Origin of the sequence: Pseudomonas uvaldensis (assembly GCF_021271205.1) — a bacterium.
Classification (GTDB): Bacteria; Pseudomonadota; Gammaproteobacteria; order Pseudomonadales; family Pseudomonadaceae; genus Aquipseudomonas; species Aquipseudomonas uvaldensis.
The window spans coordinates 14,315-33,752 of the sequence record NZ_JAIWKS010000020.1; the positions used below are offsets into that span (position 1 = coordinate 14,315).

Genomic DNA, 19,438 nt, shown 5'->3' on the forward strand with positions numbered 1-19,438 from the left:
GGATGAAGCTCTCCCTTGCCATCTATTGGAAAACACGGCCACCTATCTGGCCGGAGTCTGGGGCATAATCGGCCGCCGCACTGGATCGAATCGGATCGATGGGCTAAAAGATGCGCGGTGCGAAACTTAGTTCAGCCCCCAGGGCTCGAAAGTGTGCTGCATTTGACCGAACAACAATAGCCGTTCCTCACAATTTGGCTGACCGGCGCGTTTTGACCATCGCCCTTTAGGCTTGCGAGAAAATTATTCATGAAGAAGCTGTGTTTGCTGGGCCTGTTTGTCAGTCTGGCCAGTCAATCCGTATTAGCCGACAACCTGCCAGCCCCCATAGAAAACAAGGACGCCTTCATCAGCAATCTGATGAAGCAGATGACCCTCGAGGAAAAGATCGGCCAATTGCGCCTGATCAGCATCGGCCCGGAAATGCCCCGGGAACTGATCCGCAAGGAAATCGCCGCCGGGAACATCGGCGGCACGTTCAACTCCATCACTCGCGATGAAAACCGTCCGATGCAGGACGCGGCCATGCGCAGCCGGCTGAAGATCCCGATGTTCTTCGCCTACGACGTGATCCACGGCCACCGCACCATTTTCCCGATTCCCCTGGCCCTGGCTTCGAGCTGGGACATGGACGCCATCTACCGCTCCGGGCGCGTTGCCGCCAAGGAAGCGGCCGCCGACAGCCTGGACATCACCTTCGCGCCCATGGTGGACATTTCCCGCGACCCGCGCTGGGGCCGTACCTCCGAAGGCTTCGGCGAAGACACCTACCTGGTGTCGCGCATTGCAGGGGTGATGGTCAAGGCGTTCCAGGGCGCCGGCGCCAACGCGGCCGACAGCATCATGGCCAGCGTCAAGCACTTCGCCCTCTACGGCGCGGTGGAGGGGGGCCGGGACTACAACACCGTGGACATGAGCCCGGTGAAAATGTACCAGGATTACCTGCCACCCTACCGCGCCGCCATCGACGCCGGTGCGGGTGGGGTGATGGTTGCCTTGAACTCCATCAACGGTGTGCCGGCCACGGCCAATACCTGGCTAATGCACGATCTGTTGCGCAAGGAATGGGGTTTCAAAGGCCTGGCGGTCAGCGACCACGGCGCCATCTTCGAGCTGATCAAGCACGGCGTCGCCCGGGACGGTCGCGAAGCGGCGAAGCTGGCGATCAAGGCCGGCATCGACATGAGCATGAACGACTCGCTCTATGGCAAGGAACTGCCGGGGCTGCTCAAGTCCGGCGAGATCGAGCAGAGCGATATCGACAATGCCGTGCGCGAAGTGCTCGTCGCCAAATACGACATGGGCCTGTTCAAGGACCCGTACCTGCGTATCGGCAAGGCCGAAGACGATCCGGCCGACACCTACGCCGAAAGTCGCCTGCACCGCGCCGATGCCCGTGACGTGGCACGTCGCAGCCTGGTCCTGCTGGAGAACCGCAACCAGACCCTGCCGTTGAAGAAAAGCGCCCGGATCGCCCTGGTCGGCCCGCTGGCCAAGGCCCCCATCGACATGATGGGCAGTTGGGCCGCCGCCGGCCGGCCGGCGCAGTCGGTCACGGTGTTCGACGGCATGGCCCGTGCCTTGGGCGGTGAGTCGAAGTTGATCTATGCCCGTGGCGCCAACATCACTGGCGACAAGAAGGTCCTCGACTACCTGAACTTCCTCAACTTCGACGCCCCGGAAGTGGTGGATGATCCGCGCCCGGCCCAGGTATTGATCGACGAAGCGGTGAAAGCCGCCAGGAATGCCGATGTGGTGGTGGCTGCGGTGGGCGAGTCCCGTGGCATGTCCCATGAATCGTCGAGCCGGACCGAACTGAGCATCCCCGCCAGCCAGCGCGAGCTGATCAAGGCGCTGAAGGCTACCGGCAAGCCCCTGGTGCTGGTGCTGATGAACGGCCGTCCGCTGTCGCTGCTGGAAGAGAAGCAGCAGGCCGATGCGATCCTGGAAACCTGGTTCAGCGGCACCGAAGGCGGCAACGCCATCGCCGACGTGCTGTTCGGCGACTACAACCCGTCGGGCAAGCTGCCGATTACCTTCCCACGCTCGGTGGGGCAGATTCCGACCTACTACAACCACCTGAGCATTGGCCGTCCGTTCACACCGGGCAAGCCGGGTAACTACACCTCGCAATACTTCGATGACACCACCGGCCCGCTGTACCCGTTCGGCTATGGCCTGAGCTACACCGAGTTCGAGCTGTCGGACATGGCCCTGTCGTCCACCACGCTGAACAAGAGCGGCAAGCTCGACGCCAGCGTGACCGTGGAGAACACCGGTAAGCGCGATGGCGAAACCGTGGTTCAGCTGTACATCCAGGACGTGACCGGCTCGATCATCCGCCCGGTCAAGGAACTGAAGAACTTCCAGAAGGTGATGCTCAAGGCTGGCGAGAAGAAGGTCATTCACTTCACCATCACGGAAGACGACCTGAAGTTCTACAACGCCCAGCTCAAGTACGCCGCGGAACCGGGCAAGTTCAACGTACAGATCGGCCTGGATTCCCAGGATGTGAAGCAGCAGAGCTTTGAGTTGCTCTGATCCACAAGCAACGTCACTTCCTGTGGGAGCGGGCTTGCTCGCGAAAACGGTGCGTCAGGCCACTGAACGGTTGACTGATACGCCGCCTTCGCGAGCAAGCCCGCTCCCACATTGGATTCGCGGTGCGTCGTCAGCCGCGCCGATCCAGCAGATTCACCACCAGCCGATCCACCAACCCCCACAACCGCTGCTTGATCCGCTTCCACAGCGGCCGGCGCCGCCAGGCGTCGAGGCTGACTTGCTGGCTTTGGGCAAAGTCCTGTTCGAAACTCGCCGCCACCGCTGCGCTGAGCGCCGGGTCGAGGGCTTCCAGGTTGGCTTCCAGATTGAAACGCAGGTTCCAGTGATCAAAATTGCAGGAACCGATACTGACCCAGTCATCCACCAGCACCATTTTCAAATGCAGGAAACATGGCTGGTATTCGAAGATTTTCACCCCGGCCCTGAGCAGGCGTGGGTAATAACGGTGCCCGGCATAACGCACTGACGGGTGATCGGTGCGCGGCCCGGTGAGCAGCAAGCGTACGTCGATGCCCCGGGCCGCGGCCTTGCGCAAGGAACGGCGCACGTTCCAGGTTGGCAGGAAATAGGGCGTCGCCATCCAGATTCGCTTCTGCCCGCTGTTCAGCGCCCGGGACAGCGATTGCAGGATATCGCGATGCTGGCGGGCGTCGGCATATGCCACCCGGCCCGTGCCCTCCCCCACCGGTGGCACGCGGGGCAAGCGCGGCAGCCCGAAGTTGGACGCCGGCTTCCAGGCGCGACGATGACGGTTGGCGTTCCACTGGCGATCGAACAGCAACTGCCAGTCCAGCACCAACGGCCCGACAATTTCCACCATGACCTCGTGCCACTCGCTGCGGTTGTCGAGGGGGTTCCAGAATTCATCGGTCACGCCGGTGCCGCCGACCACCGCCAGGCGCTGGTCCACCAACAGGAGCTTGCGGTGGTCGCGGTAGAAATTGCGCACCCAACGGCGCCAGCTCAGGCGGTTATAGAAACGCAGTTCCACACCGGCGTCGATCAACCGGTTACGCAAGCCCAGGGTAAACGCCAGGCTGCCATAGTCATCGAACAAACAACGCACTCGCACGCCACGTTCGGCCGCCTGAACGAGCGCCTGGACCATCGCCTCGGCGCAGGCTCCAGCCTCCACCAGGTACAGCTCCAGTTCGACTTGCTCCCGGGCCCGGGCGATTTCGACGAGCATGCGCGGGAAGAATTGCGGGCCGTCGACCAGCAGCTCGAACTTGTTGCCTTCACGCCAGGGAAATACCGGGCCGCTCATGTCAGCGCGCCGTGAAAATCAGCACCGCGCTCACCGGCACCGACAGGCTGATGGCCGAAAGCCCGGCCATTTTGCGCAACGTCTCGAGCCCCGGTACCAGGTCGAAATCCGCAGCATTGAGCACCACCGGCTCCAGGGTCACCACTTGGAAGCGTCGTTCGTCCAGGCGTGTCGCCAGCAATTCGACGTTGTATTCGTGCTGTTTGCCGTGCAGTTCCACCGTCAGCGGTAGACGCAGCTCCAATTGCGCGCCGTTGGCCAAGTCCTGGATTGGCAAAAGATCAATCTGTGCGGTGACCGTGGCTTCGGGAAATTGCTTGATATCGAACAGTTCGGCGCGCATGCGCTCGTCCCGCAAGGGGATACCGCTGTTGATCGACTCCAGCTCCACTTCCAGCCGGGCCGTGCCCTTGGGCTGGACCTGACCGTGCAGCACGAGGAAACGCTGGACTTCTGACACATTGCCGTTCTTGCTGCTGATGAACGACAGCCGCGACGACTCGCCGTCCAGGTACCAATCGGCCCGGGCCGGCAGCGCGGCGCCGGCCAGCAGCAAGGTTGCGACAGCGAGGGAAAGAAACCGCTTGGACATACACACTCGGGGGCAAATAAACCTGTGGCGAACCTTAACCGGGCCGAGGGCGCTTGCAAACTGTCTTGTGGGAACCTTCCGTGGGATCAACCTGTGGAAACAATCTGTAAGAGCAACCTGGGGGGCAACTTGCTCCCACAAGTTACTCTTCCATAGAAGGTTCCAGCTGGCACCCCTGCCGTTCTCCCATCCACCGTGCGCTGTTGCTGCGGCCCAACCCGGCGACGGTGATGCGCTTGGCTTCGGGGGTTTCGAGAAAATCGCTAATAGGCACCGACTGCTTCACATAGCCCCGGCAATAGTCGGCGGGTTGCTGCATCACGTAGCGGCACGAGCAGTATTCCTTGGCGGTGTAGGCACTGATGATGTCGGGAAAGGCGCCTAGCGCCACCCGTTCGCGCCAGACCCAGACGAGCAACGCCCCGAGCAGCGCCAGCGTCAAAACGACAAAAACCTTGCGCTTCACGGCTGCACCGCCCCGGCAAACGCCGCCATGGCTCGCTTGAGCAGCTCGTTATGTCGATAGCGGCCGTCGCGGTCGTCGCCGTAACGCACAATGACTAAACCGGTACTGGGAACGATGTACAGCGCCTGACCCCAGTGCCCCAACGCGGCGTAGGTATCCGATGGCGCATCGGGCCAGGGGCGGATGGTCGGGTCGGCGGCGCGGTTAAGCCACCAATGCCCGCCCGGCACGGCTTCGTCCTGACCGGCCTGGAAACGGGCGAAGGGCTCGCGATTGAACGCGATCCACTCCTGGGGAATCAGTTGCCGCTCGCCCCAACGACCGTCACGCAGCATCAGCAACCCGATCCGCGCCAGATCCCGAGCAGTGAGGTAAGCATAGGAAGAGCCGACGAAGGTGCCGCTGGCATCGGTTTCCCAAGTGGCGTGACGAATGCCCAACGGTTCGAACAACGCCGTCCATGGGTAATCGGGATAGCGTGCCGGACCGACAATATTTTTCAGCGCGGCCGCCAACAGGTTGCTGTCGCCGCTGGAATAACGAAACACCTGGCCCGCTGGGCTGTAGCTGTCGTGTTGCGCGGTAAACACCGCCATGTCGCGACGACCGCGGGTATAGAGCATCGCGACCACGGAAGAGTTGAGTGGCGCGTATTCGTAGTCTTCCTGCCAGTCCAGGCCTGAGGCCCAGTGGAAAAGGTCGGCGAGGGTCACGTCCGGGTGCTTGCCCAGTGCCGGGTAGTACTTGGCGGCTGGGTCTTTCAGGCCGAACCGCTTTTCCCCATAGGCCACACCGAATACGGTCGCCAGCAGGCTTTTACTGATGGACCAGGTCAGGTGCGGAGTGTCGGCGCGGGTGGGACCGGCATAACGTTCGTAGACGAGTCGGCCATTCTGGAGGACCAGCAATGCGTCGGTGCGAATACCTTCGCGAGTGGTGTCGTTCCGAGGAGGAAAGGCGTATTGCTCCAGGGCTTCGATGGCTGGGCCGGTGGGAACCGGGCCGGTCGGCCATTGCTCGCCGGGCCAGTCTTCGGCGTGGACGTTCAGGTTGAGCAGCAGGAGCGGGATCAGCAACCAGCCTTTGGACATGCGTTGGGGCTCGCAGGAGTGAACCCTGGGAGCCTAATCCGACTTTATGACAGTTTGGAAATCGGGATGTTTTTCTGTGGGAGTCAGGTGCTACCCAAAGCCCTGGCCAACCGCTTGGCCCGTGCGCCCGCCGCCATGTCCATCACCGCCTTATCCCGCATCCACATCTCGCGCCATGAATCGGGCCCGGCGGCCAGCGCGCCGTTGAGTTCATCATCCAGTCCCTTGAATTGCGCGAACAGCCCACCCAGCAGCACATGCCCGGCGGCCGTCGACGGGTTATGGCGGCTCACTTCCGCACACCCCGCCAGCAACCCCAGCAGGCGCAACTGCAACCCCTGGGGCCACTCACAGTCCTGCCCCACACCATACAGCCAGGCGACCATGGCGCTGAGCACATACAGGTCTTCCAGAGTGCGGAACGGTTTGACGTAGGCATCCCAACCGTCCCCCGCAAGCAACTCACAGGGCGCGCTGTCGAGTACGACCCGGCCGTGGCCGATGTCCGGCATCAAGGCCATGGACGGTAATTTTTCCAGGGTCACGCCGGGCTCGCCGGCATAGACCACCGCCAGACTCAGTCGCGGTCTTTCATCGGGTACTTCGCAGCGAGCGGCGATCAGCAGCCATTCGGCGGCATTCCCGGCGGTGACGAAATCCTTGCGTCCGCTCAGGCGCAGGTCGCTCAGACGGGTCTGCATGTCCGCCGGCCGCAGGCTGCGCTGTTCAGTGGCACACAAGGCGCCGAGGCTATGAGGCGCACTGGGCCAGAGTGCACGCAACGCTGCCTGGTAACCCACCAGAAAGGCCAATCCCGGTGTGGCCATCAACCGACCGCCGGCGACCGCCAGCTCGAACGGGGTGACCGCCCCCAGACGCTGCAGCAACGCCGCGTACCCCTCGGCCAGGTCCGGATGAGCAGTCATTCGCTCGCCACGTTCGATCAGAGAGTGCCAAGGCATGGGAGGGCTCCTGAAGGGCTGTCATATAAGCATCACCAAAGCTTCATGGCGATGACACCGGGGCTACTTAGCCTGACTTTGCACAACATGGCTGCATAAAGAAAGTCGACTGGCTGCAACTGAACAGCCCGCACGGAGATTCGCTATGACTCAGATCGCCCGCATCAGCGACACCGGCAATGAACGCCGTCTGCAAGCCGAACGCCTGATTGGCACACAGGCATTGCAGGAAGCCCAGGCCCTGCGCTTCAGGGTCTTCAGCGGCGAATTCAATGCCAGGCTCAAGGGCGCGGAAATGGGTCTGGACATGGATGACTACGATGTTCACTGCGCCCACATCGGCGTACGCGACCTGAACAGCGGCCGCCTCGTGGCGACCACTCGCTTGCTCGACCACCAGGCCGCCAGCAGCCTGGGCCGCTTCTACAGCGAAGAGGAATTCAACCTCCATGGCCTGGTCCATCTCCAGGGGCCGATCCTTGAAATCGGCCGCACCTGTGTCGACCCGGCCTACCGCAACGGCGGCACCATCGCCGTGTTGTGGGGCGAACTGGCCGAGGTTCTGAACGAGGGCGGCTACAGCTACCTGATGGGCTGCGCGAGCATTCCGATGCAGGACGGCGGCGTCCAGGCCCAGGCGATCATGCAGCGCCTGCGCGAGCGTTACTTGTGCAACGAATACCTTCAGGCCGTACCGAAGAAACCCCTGCCAACCCTGGACGTACCGTCCAACGTGATTGCCGAGATGCCACCGCTGCTCAAGGCCTACATGCGCCTGGGCGCGAAGATTTGCGGCGAGCCGTGCTGGGATGAGGAATTCCAGGTCGCCGACGTGTTTATCCTGCTCAAGCGCGATAACCTCTGCCCACGCTACGCCCGCCACTTCAAGGCGGCGGTTTGATGAGCCGGCTCAGGGTGTACGTGCGCATCGCGCGGGTGCTGCTGGTGGTCACGCTGGGCCTGGCCATGGCCAGCGTATTCGGTCTGTTCGAACGCCTGGGGCTCGCCCACTCCATGGCGCGCCGTCAGCGCTGGTCACGCTTTTTCATGGCACGGCTGAGCCATGCCCTGCCCTTTTCCGTGACTGTCCACGGGCAGTTGCCGCAACAGCCGATGTTGTGGGTCAGCAATCATGTGTCCTGGACCGACATCCCGCTGTTGGGCATGCTCACCCCGCTGTCGTTCCTGTCCAAAGCCGAAGTGCGCACCTGGCCCGTGGCCGGCTGGCTGGCGGCAAAAGCCGGCAGTCTGTTCATCCGCCGCGGCTCGGGCGACAGCCAGTTGATCCGCAAGCAGATGACCCGCCATCTGGAACAGACCCACCCGTTGTTGATGTTCCCGGAAGGCACTACCACCGATGGTCGCTCGTTGCGTACCTTTCATGGTCGCCTGTTGTCGGCAGCCATAGACGCCGATGTCGCATTGCAACCTGTGGCGATCCGTTACCTGCGCAACGGCGAACCGGATGCCCTGGCACCGTTCATTGGTGATGACGACTTGCTGTCGCACCTGATGCGCCTGTTCGCCAACGACCGGGGTGACGTGCACATCTACCTGCTGCAACCCATCGCCTGCCAGGGCCAGGAACGTGCGGCCCTGGCGTTCCAGGCGCAGCAGGCGGTGCATAGGGCGTTGTTTGGCGAGATCCCGGAAAAACAACAGGCTCCGATGCGCCCCGCCATCGCGGCTTGACACGGATATACATGGGATGGAGTCCCTGTGGGAGCGGGCTTGCGCGCGAAGACGGCTTTAAGTTCAGCATTGATGTTGGCTGAACCATCGCTTTCGCGAGCAAGCCCGCTCCCACAATTTCAGTTCGGCAGTGTTGGAGGGGTTCGGGCGAAATCCTGGAGCTGTGGATAAAACAGCTGGAAATCGTCGCTCAACGGTTCATAGAGCCGGGTCAACTCCTCCATCGCCCCGGCCAGCTCTTCAGGGCGAGACAAGCGCCGGGAGACTCCCCGCAATACCTGCCCGAGCACGTCGAAATCCTGATAAGAACCCAGCCAGTCATCCGCCGCCATATAAGGCGCTATTTGCGCCAGACGCCCCGGCAGTTGCGGTTCGGCAGCGAGTACCCGGTACACCCGGGACGTAAAGTCCGGTAGCAGCCCTTCGCCGTACAGCGCCCAATCCCGCGCCAGGCAATGATCGAAGAAAACATCGAGCACGATGCCCGCATAGCGTCGCCGTACCGTGGAAAACCGCGACAGGGCAATGTCCACCAGAGGGTGGCGGTCGGTGTACAGGTCGATGCGCCGATGCAAGGCAATCGCCGCTTCGATCCGTGGGTCATACAACCCTTGCAGCGGCCCCTTGACGAAATCGCCGTAGAGGCTGCCGAGCAGTTCTTCCCGGCCGGTGCCGCCGAGGTGCAGGTGCGCGAGATAGTTCATGAGCGGCAGCTTAGCATTGCCAGCCTCGTATCGTTATAACCCGATATAGCGATTCGTTGGGTGCTCAGATCAAATACATATTGGTATATCGCGAAGTAACGATTTATGGTTCGCCTCATCGCGATATAGCGTTTTACCCACGAGCTGCCCACATGACCCTCGACCTCGACGAAATAATAAAAGCCCTGGCACACCCAGTACGGCGAGACATCCTCAACTGGCTCAAAGACCCCAAGGTCCAGTTCCCCGAACAGTTGCATAACCATGAATTCGGCATCTGCGCCGGACAGATCGACCAACGCTGCGGCCTGTCGCAGTCCACCGTGTCGGCTCATCTGGCGGTGTTGCAACGGGCGGGGCTGATTACTAGCCAGAAGGTCGGTCAATGGCACTTCTTCAAACGCAACGAGGAAGTGATCCAGCAGTTCCTCAAGCAAATGAGCCAAGAGCTCTGACCCAAAGGCCCCGCCATGCCCCTCTCACTTCTCATCCCGGGCCTGCTGCCGTTCCCCTGGGCGGCGACGCCGGCCAGGCACCCGCTACTCACTGATTCTTACCCTACACAGACGAGGTTGTAATTCATGGCGACTATTTTCGATCCGATCAAACTCGGCGATATCGAACTGAAAAACCGCATCATCATGGCCCCGCTCACCCGCTGCCGCGCCGACGCAGGCCGCGTGCCCAACGCGCTGATGGCCGAGTATTACGTGCAACGCGCCTCCGCCGGCCTGATCCTCAGCGAAGCGACCTCCGTCACGCCAATGGGCGTGGGCTACCCGGATACTCCCGGCATCTGGTCCAACGACCAGGTACGCGGCTGGGCCAACGTGACCAAGGCGATCCACGGCGCCGGCGGCAAGATCTTCCTGCAGCTGTGGCACGTAGGCCGCATTTCCCATCCGTCGTACCTGAACGGTGAAACCCCGGTGGCGCCAAGCGCCATCCAGCCCAAGGGCCACGTCAGCCTGGTGCGTCCGCTGGCCGACTATCCGACGCCACGTGCCCTGGAAACCGCTGAAATCGCCGACATCGTCGATGCCTACCGCGTCGGCGCCGAAAATGCCAAGGCCGCCGGTTTCGACGGTGTGGAGATCCACGGCGCCAACGGCTACCTGCTGGATCAATTCCTGCAAAGCAGCACCAACCAGCGCACCGACAATTATGGGGGTTCCCTGGAAAACCGTGCCCGCCTGCTGCTGGAAGTGACCGACGCCGCCATCGAAGTCTGGGGAGCCGGCCGTGTCGGCGTGCACCTCGCGCCACGTGCCGACTCCCATGACATGGGCGACGAAAACCGTCTGGAAACCTTCAGCTACGTAGCCCGCGAACTGGGCAAACGCGGCATCGCGTTCATCTGCTCCCGCGAAAAAGAAGGCGACGACAGCATCGGCCCGCAGCTCAAGCAAGCTTTCGGCGGCCCGTACATCGCCAACGAACGCTTCACCAAGGACAGCGCCAATGCCTGGCTGGCGCAAGGCAAGGCAGACGCCGTTGCCTTCGGGGTTCCGTTCATTGCCAACCCGGACCTGCCGGCCCGCTTGAAAGCCGACGCCCCCTTGAACGAGCCTCGTCCGGAAACGTTCTACGGAAAAGGTCCGGTGGGTTATATCGATTATCCCGTCATGTAAATCCGTAAATCGCTTTATCCAAAGCCCCGCCTCGAAAGAGCCGGGGCTTTTTTATGCCGGCCAACTTAAAGAACAACCAGCCGACCTCGAAATATCAAATAACAACACAACTCCACGCCCCTCTGGATTCAATTATCCGGCAGCGCTAATAATAAAAGCCCGACCATTAAATGGATTTAACCATCGAACATCAAACTATTTACCTGCAGATATAGCGCTCACCCGAGCACCCTCATTAATTATTAAATATGCATAAACTCGTGCAGGCGCCAGCGAGCCCTGCATTCACAAGAGACAACGCACTATGAACATTCTGAAAAGTTTCATCCTTGCCCTGCTCCTGGGCCCCGCCATGGTTGCCAACAGCATGGCCAGTACCCGCATCACAGTGGAGGTCGTGAACAACACCTCCGACACCCTGGAGATGATAAATATTTTAAGCGAGCTGCCAGTGCACCCGGACGTAACACTCGATCTTTATGACGTTCCCGCCAAAACCACCCGGGATTTTCAATTCGTCCATAATCGAAAATTCACTTACCCCGCCGCTGGCTGGCAACCGTCACTGAGAAAGATCCAGCCCATCGAACTAGTGGTTTCCTATCAACTGGGCAACATCAACTTTGGCTGTCAGATGAAAACCCGATTTGAAGCGCCCATCGGCTTTGGCGTTCTGGAGCCCAGCTACAGACCGGACAGGAAAAGCGAAACGGCTTATACCGGTAATGGCAATTACACCTGCCGATCGGAAATCGCTCAGAAAATGCTTGAACCGCCATTCAACTACACCGTTCGACTGATCGTCGAATAGCCACCCTCCGCATAATTCCCCATCCGGCAGCGCCTTGCGCGCTGTCGCTGTAAACCTGGCTACGGTTGATCTATAACGTAGCCTTCAGAATCAAGCACGGCTCAGGTCCCACCGATAAACGTTGACATAAAACGATGCAATTAAGCATTTTGTTTCATTTGCGCAGGCCTGGGCTCAGGCGCAGCATGTCCAGCCCGATATCGACCCAGCGCTCAGCCTCCTCGGCCAGAGCGAAGCTGTCAGGAGCCAATAGCCACTGGTACAGAATGCCGTCGATGTAGGCATGAATAGCCACCGCCGCCCTTTCAGGATCCAGGTCATCGGGTAATTGGCCGCGATTCATCGCATTGCGCAATGACAGGGCGATTCGCACATTGCAATCGAGGCTGACCTGGCGCCGCTGTTGACGAAGGTCGCACATTTCATCGGTGAATTCACACTTATGGAACAAAATCTCATTAATGCGTCGCGTCTTGGGATCCTCGGCAACCTGGTGGAACAGTTGCACCAGCAGCTTGCGGGTACAGCCCAATGGATCAAGCTCCTCTTCGCTCTCACTGGCCCGGGCCAAGTCGTCCAGCGGCTCGTGCAGGGTATCGAGCATGGCCTGGAGCAGATCCGCCTTGTTGCTGAAATGCCAATAGATAGCCCCGCGCGTCACACCGGCCAGCGTCGCGATGTCAGCCAGCGTCGTGCGCGCCACGCCCCGCTCGAAAAAGGCCTTTTCGGCGGCTTCGAGTATCTGGCTGCGAGTCTCCAGGGCTTCCTCTTTGGTACGGCGGACCATGGCAGTAAACACCTCGAATCAGGATGCGTCAGCAATATGTAAAGGTCAGCTGAGCGAAAGGGACGCGACCGCCCATCGGTGCGCCTTCGGTCTGTAAGGCCTTTGTCAGGCTTTTGTAATACCGGATGGTACGCAATTTGGCTGTTTACAAACAACCGTGTACGTAAGTATATTTCTTAGCAACCTACTAATTGAATAATGCTCCTTTTTAACCTTCCACCTTTCGAGTGCGCTGTTGCGCGCCTGACCCGAGGATTTCCATGCAATTCAAGCCAGCTGTTACCGCTCTGGTTACCGCCATCGCCCTGGCATCGCTGCTCAGCGGATGCAAAAAGGAAGAAGCGGCCCCTGCCGCACCACCTCCTCAGGTCGGCGTCGTCACTCTCAAGACCCAGCCCTTTACCCTGACGTCCGAACTTCCGGGACGTACCAGCGCATTCCGCGTCGCGGAGGTTCGCCCGCAGGTCAACGGCATCATCCTCAAGCGCCTGTTCAAGGAAGGCGCCGACGTCAAGGCCGGTCAGCAGCTGTACCAGATCGACCCGGCCGTGTACGAAGCCACCCTCAAGAGCGCCGAGGCCAACCTGCGCTCCACCAAGTCGATTGCCGATCGCTACAAGCAATTGGTGGATGAGCAAGCCGTCAGCCGCCAGGAATACGACACCGCAGTGGCCAACCGCCTCGAGTCGGAAGCCAACCTGCAAACCGCCCAGATCAACGTGCGCTACACCAAGGTCTATGCGCCGATTTCCGGCCGCATCGGCCGCTCCACGGTGACCGAGGGCGCACTGGTCAGCAACGGCCAGACAGAAGCGATGGCAACCATCCAGCAACTGGACCCGATCTATGTCGACGTAACCCAGAGCTCGGTCGAACTGCTGCAACTGCGCCGCGAGCTGGAAAGTGGCCGGTTGCAGAAGGCCGGCGACAATGCGGCCATGGTCAAACTGATCCTGGAAGACGGCAGCCAGTACGCCCATGAGGGCAAGCTGGAGTTCTCGGAGGTATCGGTCGACCAGACCACCGGTTCCGTCACCTTGCGCGCCGTGTTCCCCAATCCGGACCACACCCTGCTGCCGGGCATGTTCGTTCACGCGCAATTGCAAGCGGGCGTAAACAGCGCGGCCATCCTCGCGCCACAGCAAGGCGTGACCCGCGACCTCAAGGGCATGCCGACCGCACTGGTGGTGGGTGCGGACAACAAGGTCGAACTGCGCCAGCTCAAGGCCAGCCGCACCGTCGGCAACCAATGGCTGATCGAAGACGGGCTCAAGGCCGGCGATCGCGTGATTACCGAAGGGTTGCAGTACGTACGGCCTGGGGTGGAAGTCAAGGCCACCGAAGCCACCAATGTGGGCACCAAGAACCCGGCCCCCGCCCAGGCAGCTGATAAAGCAGCCGGCGGCAAAGGGGAGTAAACCATGTCGAAATTCTTTATCGACCGTCCGATCTTCGCCTGGGTGATCGCCCTGGTGATCATGCTGGTCGGGGCTCTATCGATCCTCAAGTTGCCGATCAACCAGTACCCGAGCATCGCGCCACCGGCCATTGCGATCCAGGTGACCTACCCGGGCGCGTCCGCACAGACCGTGCAGGACACGGTGGTGCAGGTCATCGAACAGCAGCTCAACGGTATCGACAACCTGCGCTACGTCTCCTCGGAAAGTAACTCCGACGGCAGCATGACCATTACCGCGACCTTCGAGCAGGGCACCAACTCCGACACCGCGCAGGTCCAGGTTCAGAACAAGCTGAACCTGGCGACCCCGCTGCTGCCGCAAGAGGTGCAGCAACAAGGTATCCGCGTGACCAAGTCGGTGAGGAACTTCCTGATGGTGATCGGTGTGGTGTCGCGCGACGGCACCATGACCCGGGAAGACCTTTCCAACTACATCGTGTCGAACATGCAGGACCCGATCTCGCGCACCTCTGGTGTCGGTGACTTCCAGGTCTTCGGCGCCCAGTATGCGATGCGGATCTGGCTCGACCCGGCCAAGCTGAACAACTACAGCCTGACACCGGCTGACGTGAGCGCCGCCATCTCCGCGCAGAACGTCCAGGTCTCGTCCGGCCAGCTCGGCGGCCTGCCCGCCGTGCCGGGCCAGCAGTTGAACGCCACCATCATCGGCAAGACCCGCCTGCAGACCGCCGAGCAGTTCAAGGCGATCCTGCTCAAGGTCAACCCGGATGGCTCGCAGGTGCGCGTCGGTGACGTCGCCGACGTAGCCCTGGGTGGCGAGAACTACAGCATCAACGCCCAGTTCAACGGTGCTCCGGCCTCGGGTCTGGCGGTGCGACTGGCCACCGGTGCCAATGCCCTCGACACGGCCAAGGCCCTGCGCAAGACGGTCGACGACCTCAAGCCGTTCTTCCCGCCAGGCATGGAAGTGGTGTTCCCCTATGACACCACACCGGTGGTGAGCGAATCGATCAAGGGTGTGGTGGAAACCCTGGTCGAAGCGGTCGTGCTGGTGTTCCTGGTGATGTTCCTGTTCCTGCAGAACTTCCGCGCTACCATCATCACCACGATGACCGTGCCGGTGGTATTGCTGGGCACCTTCGGGATCCTTGCGGCATTCGGTTTCAGCATCAACACCTTGACCATGTTCGGCATGGTACTCGCCATCGGCTTGCTGGTGGACGACGCCATCGTCGTGGTGGAAAACGTCGAGCGGGTGATGAGCGAAGAAGGCCTGTCACCCAAGGAAGCCACCAAGAAATCCATGGGCCAGATCCAGGGTGCCCTGGTGGGTATTGCCCTGGTGCTCTCGGCGGTGCTGTTGCCGATGGCGTTCTTCGGCGGCTCCACCGGGGTGATCTACAAACAGTTCTCCATCACCATCGTCTCGGCCATGGCCCTGTCGGTGCTGGTAGCGCTGATCTTCACTCCAGCCTTGTGCGCCACCATGCTCAAGGCGATTCCGAAAGGGGAACATGGCACGCCGAAACGCGGCTTCTTCGGCTGGTTCAACCGCACCTTCGACCGTGGCGTCAGAAGCTACGAACGCGGCGTGGGTAACATACTCCGGCACAAGGCACCCTACCTGCTGGCCTATATCATCATCGTGGTCGGCATGGTCTGGCTGTTCACTCGCATCCCGACGGCGTTCCTGCCGGAAGAAGACCAGGGCGTGCTGTTTGCCCAGGTACAAACCCCGGCGGGCTCCAGTGCCGAGCGCACCCAGGTGGTGGTGGACAAGATGCGTGAGTTCCTGCTGCGTCCGGGCAAGGACGGCGGCGAAGGCGATGGCGTGGCCTCGGTGTTCACCGTGACCGGCTTCAACTTCGCCGGCCGTGGCCAGAGCTCGGGCATGGCGTTCATCATGCTCAAGCCGTGGGAGGAGCGGAACGCCGACAACACCGTGTTCAAGATCTCGGCCCGTGCACAGCAGCACTTCTTCACCTTCCGCGACGCGATGGTGTTCGCCTTCGCCCCGCCGGCGGTGATGGAGCTGGGTAACGCCACCGGTTTCGACGTGTTCCTGCAGGACCGCGCCGGCATCGGCCACAACAAGTTGATGGAAGCACGCAATCAGTTCCTGGGCATGGCGGCCCAGAGCAAGGTGCTGGCTCAGGTTCGTCCGAACGGCCTGAACGATGAGCCGCAATATCAACTGGAAATCGATGACGAAAAAGCCAGCGCCCTGGGCGTGACCATTTCGGACATCAATAGCACCCTGTCGATTGCCCTGGGCAGTAGCTACGTCAACGACTTCATCGACCGCGGTCGAGTGAAGAAGGTGTACGTGCAGGGCCAGCCGAACGCTCGCATGAGCCCCGAAGACCTGCAGAAATGGTACGTACGCAACAGCGCCGGAACCATGGTGCCGTTCAGTGCATTCGCCAAGGGTGAATGGATCTACGGCTCGCCGAAGCTGGCCCGCTACAACGGTGTGGAAGCGATGGAAATCCTCGGTACTCCGGCACCGGGCTACTCCACCGGTGAAGCCATGGCCGAAGTCGAAGCCATCGCCAAGAAGCTGCCGGCCGGTGTCGGTATTTCCTGGACCGGGCTGTCTTACGAGGAACGTCTGTCGGGCTCCCAGGCTCCCGCGCTGTATGCGTTGTCGCTGCTGATGGTGTTCCTGTGCCTGGCGGCGCTGTATGAAAGCTGGTCGATTCCGATCGCGGTCATGCTTGTAGTGCCGCTGGGGATCATCGGTGCTCTGTTGGCGACCAGCCTGCGTGGTTTGTCCAACGACGTGTATTTCCAGGTCGGCCTGCTGACAACCATTGGCCTGGCGGCGAAAAACGCCATCCTCATCGTGGAATTCGCCAAGGAACTTCACGAACAGGGGCGCAGCCTCATGGATGCAGCCATCGAAGCTTGCAGGATGCGTCTGCGGCCCATCATCATGACGTCCCTGGCGTTCGTGCTCGGCGTGGTTCCGTTGGCGATTTCCACCGGTGCCGGCTCGGGCAGCCAGCATGCCATCGGTACGGGTGTGATCGGCGGTATGATCACCGCCACCGTGCTGGCGATCTTCTGGGTACCCTTGTTCTTCGTGTCCGTGTCGTCGATAGGCCGTCGCAAAAATGCCGACCACAACGACACTCCTGAAACTTCCAAAGAGGCTGGCCAATGAGCAAGTCGCTACTTTCCCTGACCATCGCCGCCGTCGTGCTCAGCGGTTGCTCGCTGATCCCCGATTATCAGCGGCCCGAAGCACCGGTCGCGGCGCAGTACCCGCAAGGGCCGGCCTACGAGCCAGCCAAAGCGGCCAACCAGGCTGCCGCGGAACAAGGTTGGAAACAGTTCTTCCATGATCCGGCGCTGCAGCAGTTGATCCAGGTGGCCCTGGAAAACAACCGCGACCTGCGGGTCGCGGCGCTGAACATCGACGCCTACGCCGCGCAATACCGCATCCAGCGGGCGGACCTGTTCCCGGCGGTCTCGGCCACCGGTGCCGGCAGCCGCCAACGCTTGCCGGCCCGTGCCTCGCAGACCGGCGAAGCGGCTATCAGCAGTTCCTACTCGGCCACCCTGGGCATCAGCGCCTATGAGCTGGACCTGTTCGGTCGGGTCCGCAGCCTGAGCGAACAAGCGCTGCAAAGCTACTTCGCCACCGAAGAAGCACGGCGCAGCACCCAGATCAGCCTGGTGGCGAGTGTTGCCAACGCCTACTTGACCTGGCAGGCCGACAAGGAACTGCTCAAGTTGACCCAGGAAACCCTGGCGACCTACGAGCAAAGCCTCAAGCTGACCACCCGCAGCGCCGATGTCGGCGTTGCGTCGGCACTCGACCTGAGCCAGGCCCGCACGGCGGTGGAAAACGCCCGCGTTCAACTGGCCCGCTATACGCGCCAGGTGGCCCAGGACGAAAACAGCTTGACCCTGCTGCTGGGCACCGGCCTGCCGGCGAACCTGAACACGCAACCGCTCAGCGATGATCTGCTCAGCGAAGTGCCGGCCGGGTTGCCGTCGGACCTGCTGCAACGTCGTCCCGATATTCTCCAGGCCGAACGCAACCTGCTGGCCGCCAACGCCAACATCGGCGCCGCGCGGGCTGCGTTCTTCCCGAGTATCAGCCTGACGGCCAACGCCGGCACACTGAGCCCGGACCTGTCCGGCCTGTTCAAGGGCGGCTCGGGCACCTGGACCTTCGCACCGCAGATCAACCTGCCGATCTTCAACGCCGGCAGTCTGCGGGCGAGCCTGGACTACGCCAAGATCCAGAAAGACATCAACGTTGCCAACTACGAGAAGGCCATTCAAACGGCGTTCCAGGAAGTCTCCGACGGCCTGGCCGCACGTCGGACCTATAACGAACAGTTGCAGGCCCAGACGGCTTACGTTGCCTCCAACCAGGACTACTACCGCCTGGCCGAGCGTCGCTACCGAATCGGTGTCGACAGCAACCTGACCTTCCTCGACGCCCAGCGCCAGCTGTTCAGCGCCCAGCAATCGCTGATCACCGACCGCCTTGCGCAGTTGACCAGTGAGGTCAATCTGTACAAGGCACTGGGTGGTGGCTGGAATGCCGAGACGGGTAAGAACGAGCCGGTGAAAGAAGAAGCGCCGAAGATGAAATTATTCTGATTCGATGTTCTGAAAACACGAAGCCCACCGAAAGGTGGGCTTTTTGTTTGGGTTACTACAGAGTTGTGTGGGAGCTTGCTTCCACAGGGACACGGCATCCATCAATTATTTTTGCCGTTCGATAATCGCCCAAAACCCGCAAACGGCAATTGAACCGATCCCAGGCCGCCCTTCACCATCCCTCGCACAAAACCAATAACAACAGGTTCGACGCCATGCCCCTACGCCCCGCCGCGCCCGGCTGATTCTCGATCAGCGCCTCTGTTATCCACCGTTCTGTCTGCGACCTGAGGTCGCGGCAACGACTTGCTTCGCCTACAACAATTAGAGAAACGTCCATGAAACCTACACAGCACTTATTTCCCAGTCTCATTGCCGTCACCCTTGCCGGCTCCGCCCTGCCCGTTCTGGCCGCCGAGTCGGGGTTCGTCGAGGATGCGAAAGCCACGCTGAACCTGCGCAACGCCTACTTCAACCGCAACTTCACCAACCCCAACAACGCCCAGGGCAAGGCCGAGGAATGGACCCAGAGTTTCATCCTCGACGCCAAGTCCGGCTTCACCCAAGGCACGGTGGGTTTCGGCGTGGACGTGCTGGGCCTGTACTCGGTCAAGCTCGACGGTGGTAAAGGCACGGCCGGCACCCAGTTGCTGCCAGTGCACGACGATGGTCGCCCGGCCGATGACTTCGGTCGCCTGGGCGTCGCCCTGAAGGCCAAGGTGTCGAAGACCGAACTGAAGGTCGGCGAGTGGATGCCGGTGCTGCCTATCCTGCGTTCCGACGATGGGCGCTCCCTGCCGCAGACCTTCCGCGGCGGCCAGATCACCTCCACC

Annotated in this window: 17 protein-coding genes; 10 read left to right on the forward strand and 7 right to left on the reverse strand. The window is 61.3% G+C overall.

Annotated elements, in window-relative coordinates:
- Positions 1-249 precede the first annotated feature (249 nt).
- Positions 250-2,541, forward strand: coding sequence for a beta-glucosidase BglX (gene bglX / locus LCU97_RS26265; RefSeq protein ID WP_232778182.1), 2,292 nt, complete (start codon positions 250-252; stop codon positions 2,539-2,541).
- A 130-nt stretch (positions 2,542-2,671) separates the two neighbouring features.
- On the opposite strand, the gene LCU97_RS26270 is transcribed toward bglX, so the two are convergent.
- From LCU97_RS26270 to LCU97_RS26290, 5 genes are all read right to left on the reverse strand, one after another.
- Positions 2,672-3,829, reverse strand: a complete 1,158-nt coding sequence (locus LCU97_RS26270) for a phospholipase D-like domain-containing protein (protein ID WP_232778183.1) — start codon at positions 3,827-3,829, stop codon at positions 2,672-2,674.
- 1 nt (position 3,830) lies between these two features.
- Entirely contained in the window at positions 3,831-4,421 is a 591-nt protein-coding gene (locus LCU97_RS26275) for a YceI family protein (protein WP_232778184.1), read from the reverse strand.
- A 142-nt stretch (positions 4,422-4,563) separates the two neighbouring features.
- Positions 4,564-4,887 carry a hypothetical protein gene (locus LCU97_RS26280; protein WP_053146368.1) on the reverse strand — a complete coding sequence of 108 codons (324 nt, stop codon included), beginning with the start codon at positions 4,885-4,887 and terminating at the stop codon, positions 4,564-4,566.
- A complete protein-coding gene (locus LCU97_RS26285) occupies positions 4,884-5,978 on the reverse strand; it encodes a serine hydrolase domain-containing protein (RefSeq protein WP_232778185.1) in 1,095 nt (364 codons plus the stop codon). The genes LCU97_RS26280 and LCU97_RS26285 overlap by 4 nt, the downstream gene beginning before the upstream one ends.
- A gap of 83 nt (positions 5,979-6,061) precedes the next feature.
- Positions 6,062-6,940: an acyl-CoA dehydrogenase middle domain-containing protein gene (locus LCU97_RS26290; protein WP_053146362.1), complete on the reverse strand. Its 879-nt coding sequence runs from the start codon at positions 6,938-6,940 to the stop codon at positions 6,062-6,064.
- Positions 6,941-7,085: 145 nt separating this feature from the next.
- Here LCU97_RS26290 and olsB point away from each other — a divergent pair, with 145 nt between their 5' ends.
- Both olsB and LCU97_RS26300 read left to right on the forward strand, forming a co-directional pair.
- Complete coding sequence (gene olsB / locus LCU97_RS26295) at positions 7,086-7,841, forward strand: L-ornithine N(alpha)-acyltransferase (protein WP_232778186.1); 756 nt, start codon at positions 7,086-7,088, stop codon at positions 7,839-7,841.
- Complete coding sequence (locus tag LCU97_RS26300; protein ID WP_232778187.1) at positions 7,841-8,632, forward strand: lysophospholipid acyltransferase family protein; 792 nt, start codon at positions 7,841-7,843, stop codon at positions 8,630-8,632. Before olsB ends, LCU97_RS26300 begins: the two co-directional genes overlap by 1 nt.
- Before the next feature lie 119 nt (positions 8,633-8,751).
- On the opposite strand, the gene LCU97_RS26305 is transcribed toward LCU97_RS26300, so the two are convergent.
- Entirely contained in the window at positions 8,752-9,336 is a 585-nt protein-coding gene (locus tag LCU97_RS26305; RefSeq protein ID WP_232778188.1) for an acyl carrier protein phosphodiesterase, read from the reverse strand.
- Positions 9,337-9,488: 152 nt separating this feature from the next.
- Between LCU97_RS26305 and LCU97_RS26310 the strand changes: the two genes are divergently transcribed.
- The 3 genes from LCU97_RS26310 (at position 9,489) to LCU97_RS26320 (ending at position 11,778) form a co-directional block, all read left to right on the forward strand.
- A complete protein-coding gene (locus LCU97_RS26310) occupies positions 9,489-9,791 on the forward strand; it encodes an ArsR/SmtB family transcription factor (RefSeq protein WP_003198672.1) in 303 nt (100 codons plus the stop codon).
- A gap of 126 nt (positions 9,792-9,917) precedes the next feature.
- Entirely contained in the window at positions 9,918-10,967 is a 1,050-nt protein-coding gene (locus LCU97_RS26315) for an alkene reductase (RefSeq protein ID WP_053146351.1), read from the forward strand.
- Between the two features lie 304 nt (positions 10,968-11,271).
- Complete coding sequence (locus tag LCU97_RS26320; RefSeq protein WP_232778189.1) at positions 11,272-11,778, forward strand: hypothetical protein; 507 nt, start codon at positions 11,272-11,274, stop codon at positions 11,776-11,778.
- 154 nt (positions 11,779-11,932) lie between these two features.
- Here LCU97_RS26320 and LCU97_RS26325 read toward each other — a convergent pair whose 3' ends face one another.
- Entirely contained in the window at positions 11,933-12,565 is a 633-nt protein-coding gene (locus LCU97_RS26325) for a TetR family transcriptional regulator (RefSeq protein ID WP_232778190.1), read from the reverse strand.
- A gap of 260 nt (positions 12,566-12,825) precedes the next feature.
- Here LCU97_RS26325 and LCU97_RS26330 point away from each other — a divergent pair, with 260 nt between their 5' ends.
- The 4 genes from LCU97_RS26330 to LCU97_RS26345 all read left to right on the forward strand — a co-directional run.
- A complete protein-coding gene (locus tag LCU97_RS26330; RefSeq protein WP_053146341.1) occupies positions 12,826-13,983 on the forward strand; it encodes an efflux RND transporter periplasmic adaptor subunit in 1,158 nt (385 codons plus the stop codon).
- A 3-nt stretch (positions 13,984-13,986) separates the two neighbouring features.
- The gene (gene emhB, locus LCU97_RS26335; RefSeq protein ID WP_053146338.1) at positions 13,987-17,151 is read left to right on the forward strand and encodes an efflux RND transporter permease subunit EmhB; all 3,165 of its coding nucleotides are present in this window, start codon (positions 13,987-13,989) and stop codon (positions 17,149-17,151) included.
- On the forward strand, positions 17,148-18,605 hold the full coding sequence (adeC, locus tag LCU97_RS26340) for an AdeC/AdeK/OprM family multidrug efflux complex outer membrane factor (RefSeq protein WP_053146335.1): 1,458 nt from the start codon (positions 17,148-17,150) through the stop codon (positions 18,603-18,605). The genes emhB and adeC overlap by 4 nt, the downstream gene beginning before the upstream one ends.
- 338 nt (positions 18,606-18,943) lie before the next feature.
- Positions 18,944-19,438, forward strand: a 495-nt coding sequence (locus tag LCU97_RS26345) for an OprD family outer membrane porin (RefSeq protein WP_232778191.1), incomplete at its 3' end; no start/stop codon positions are given.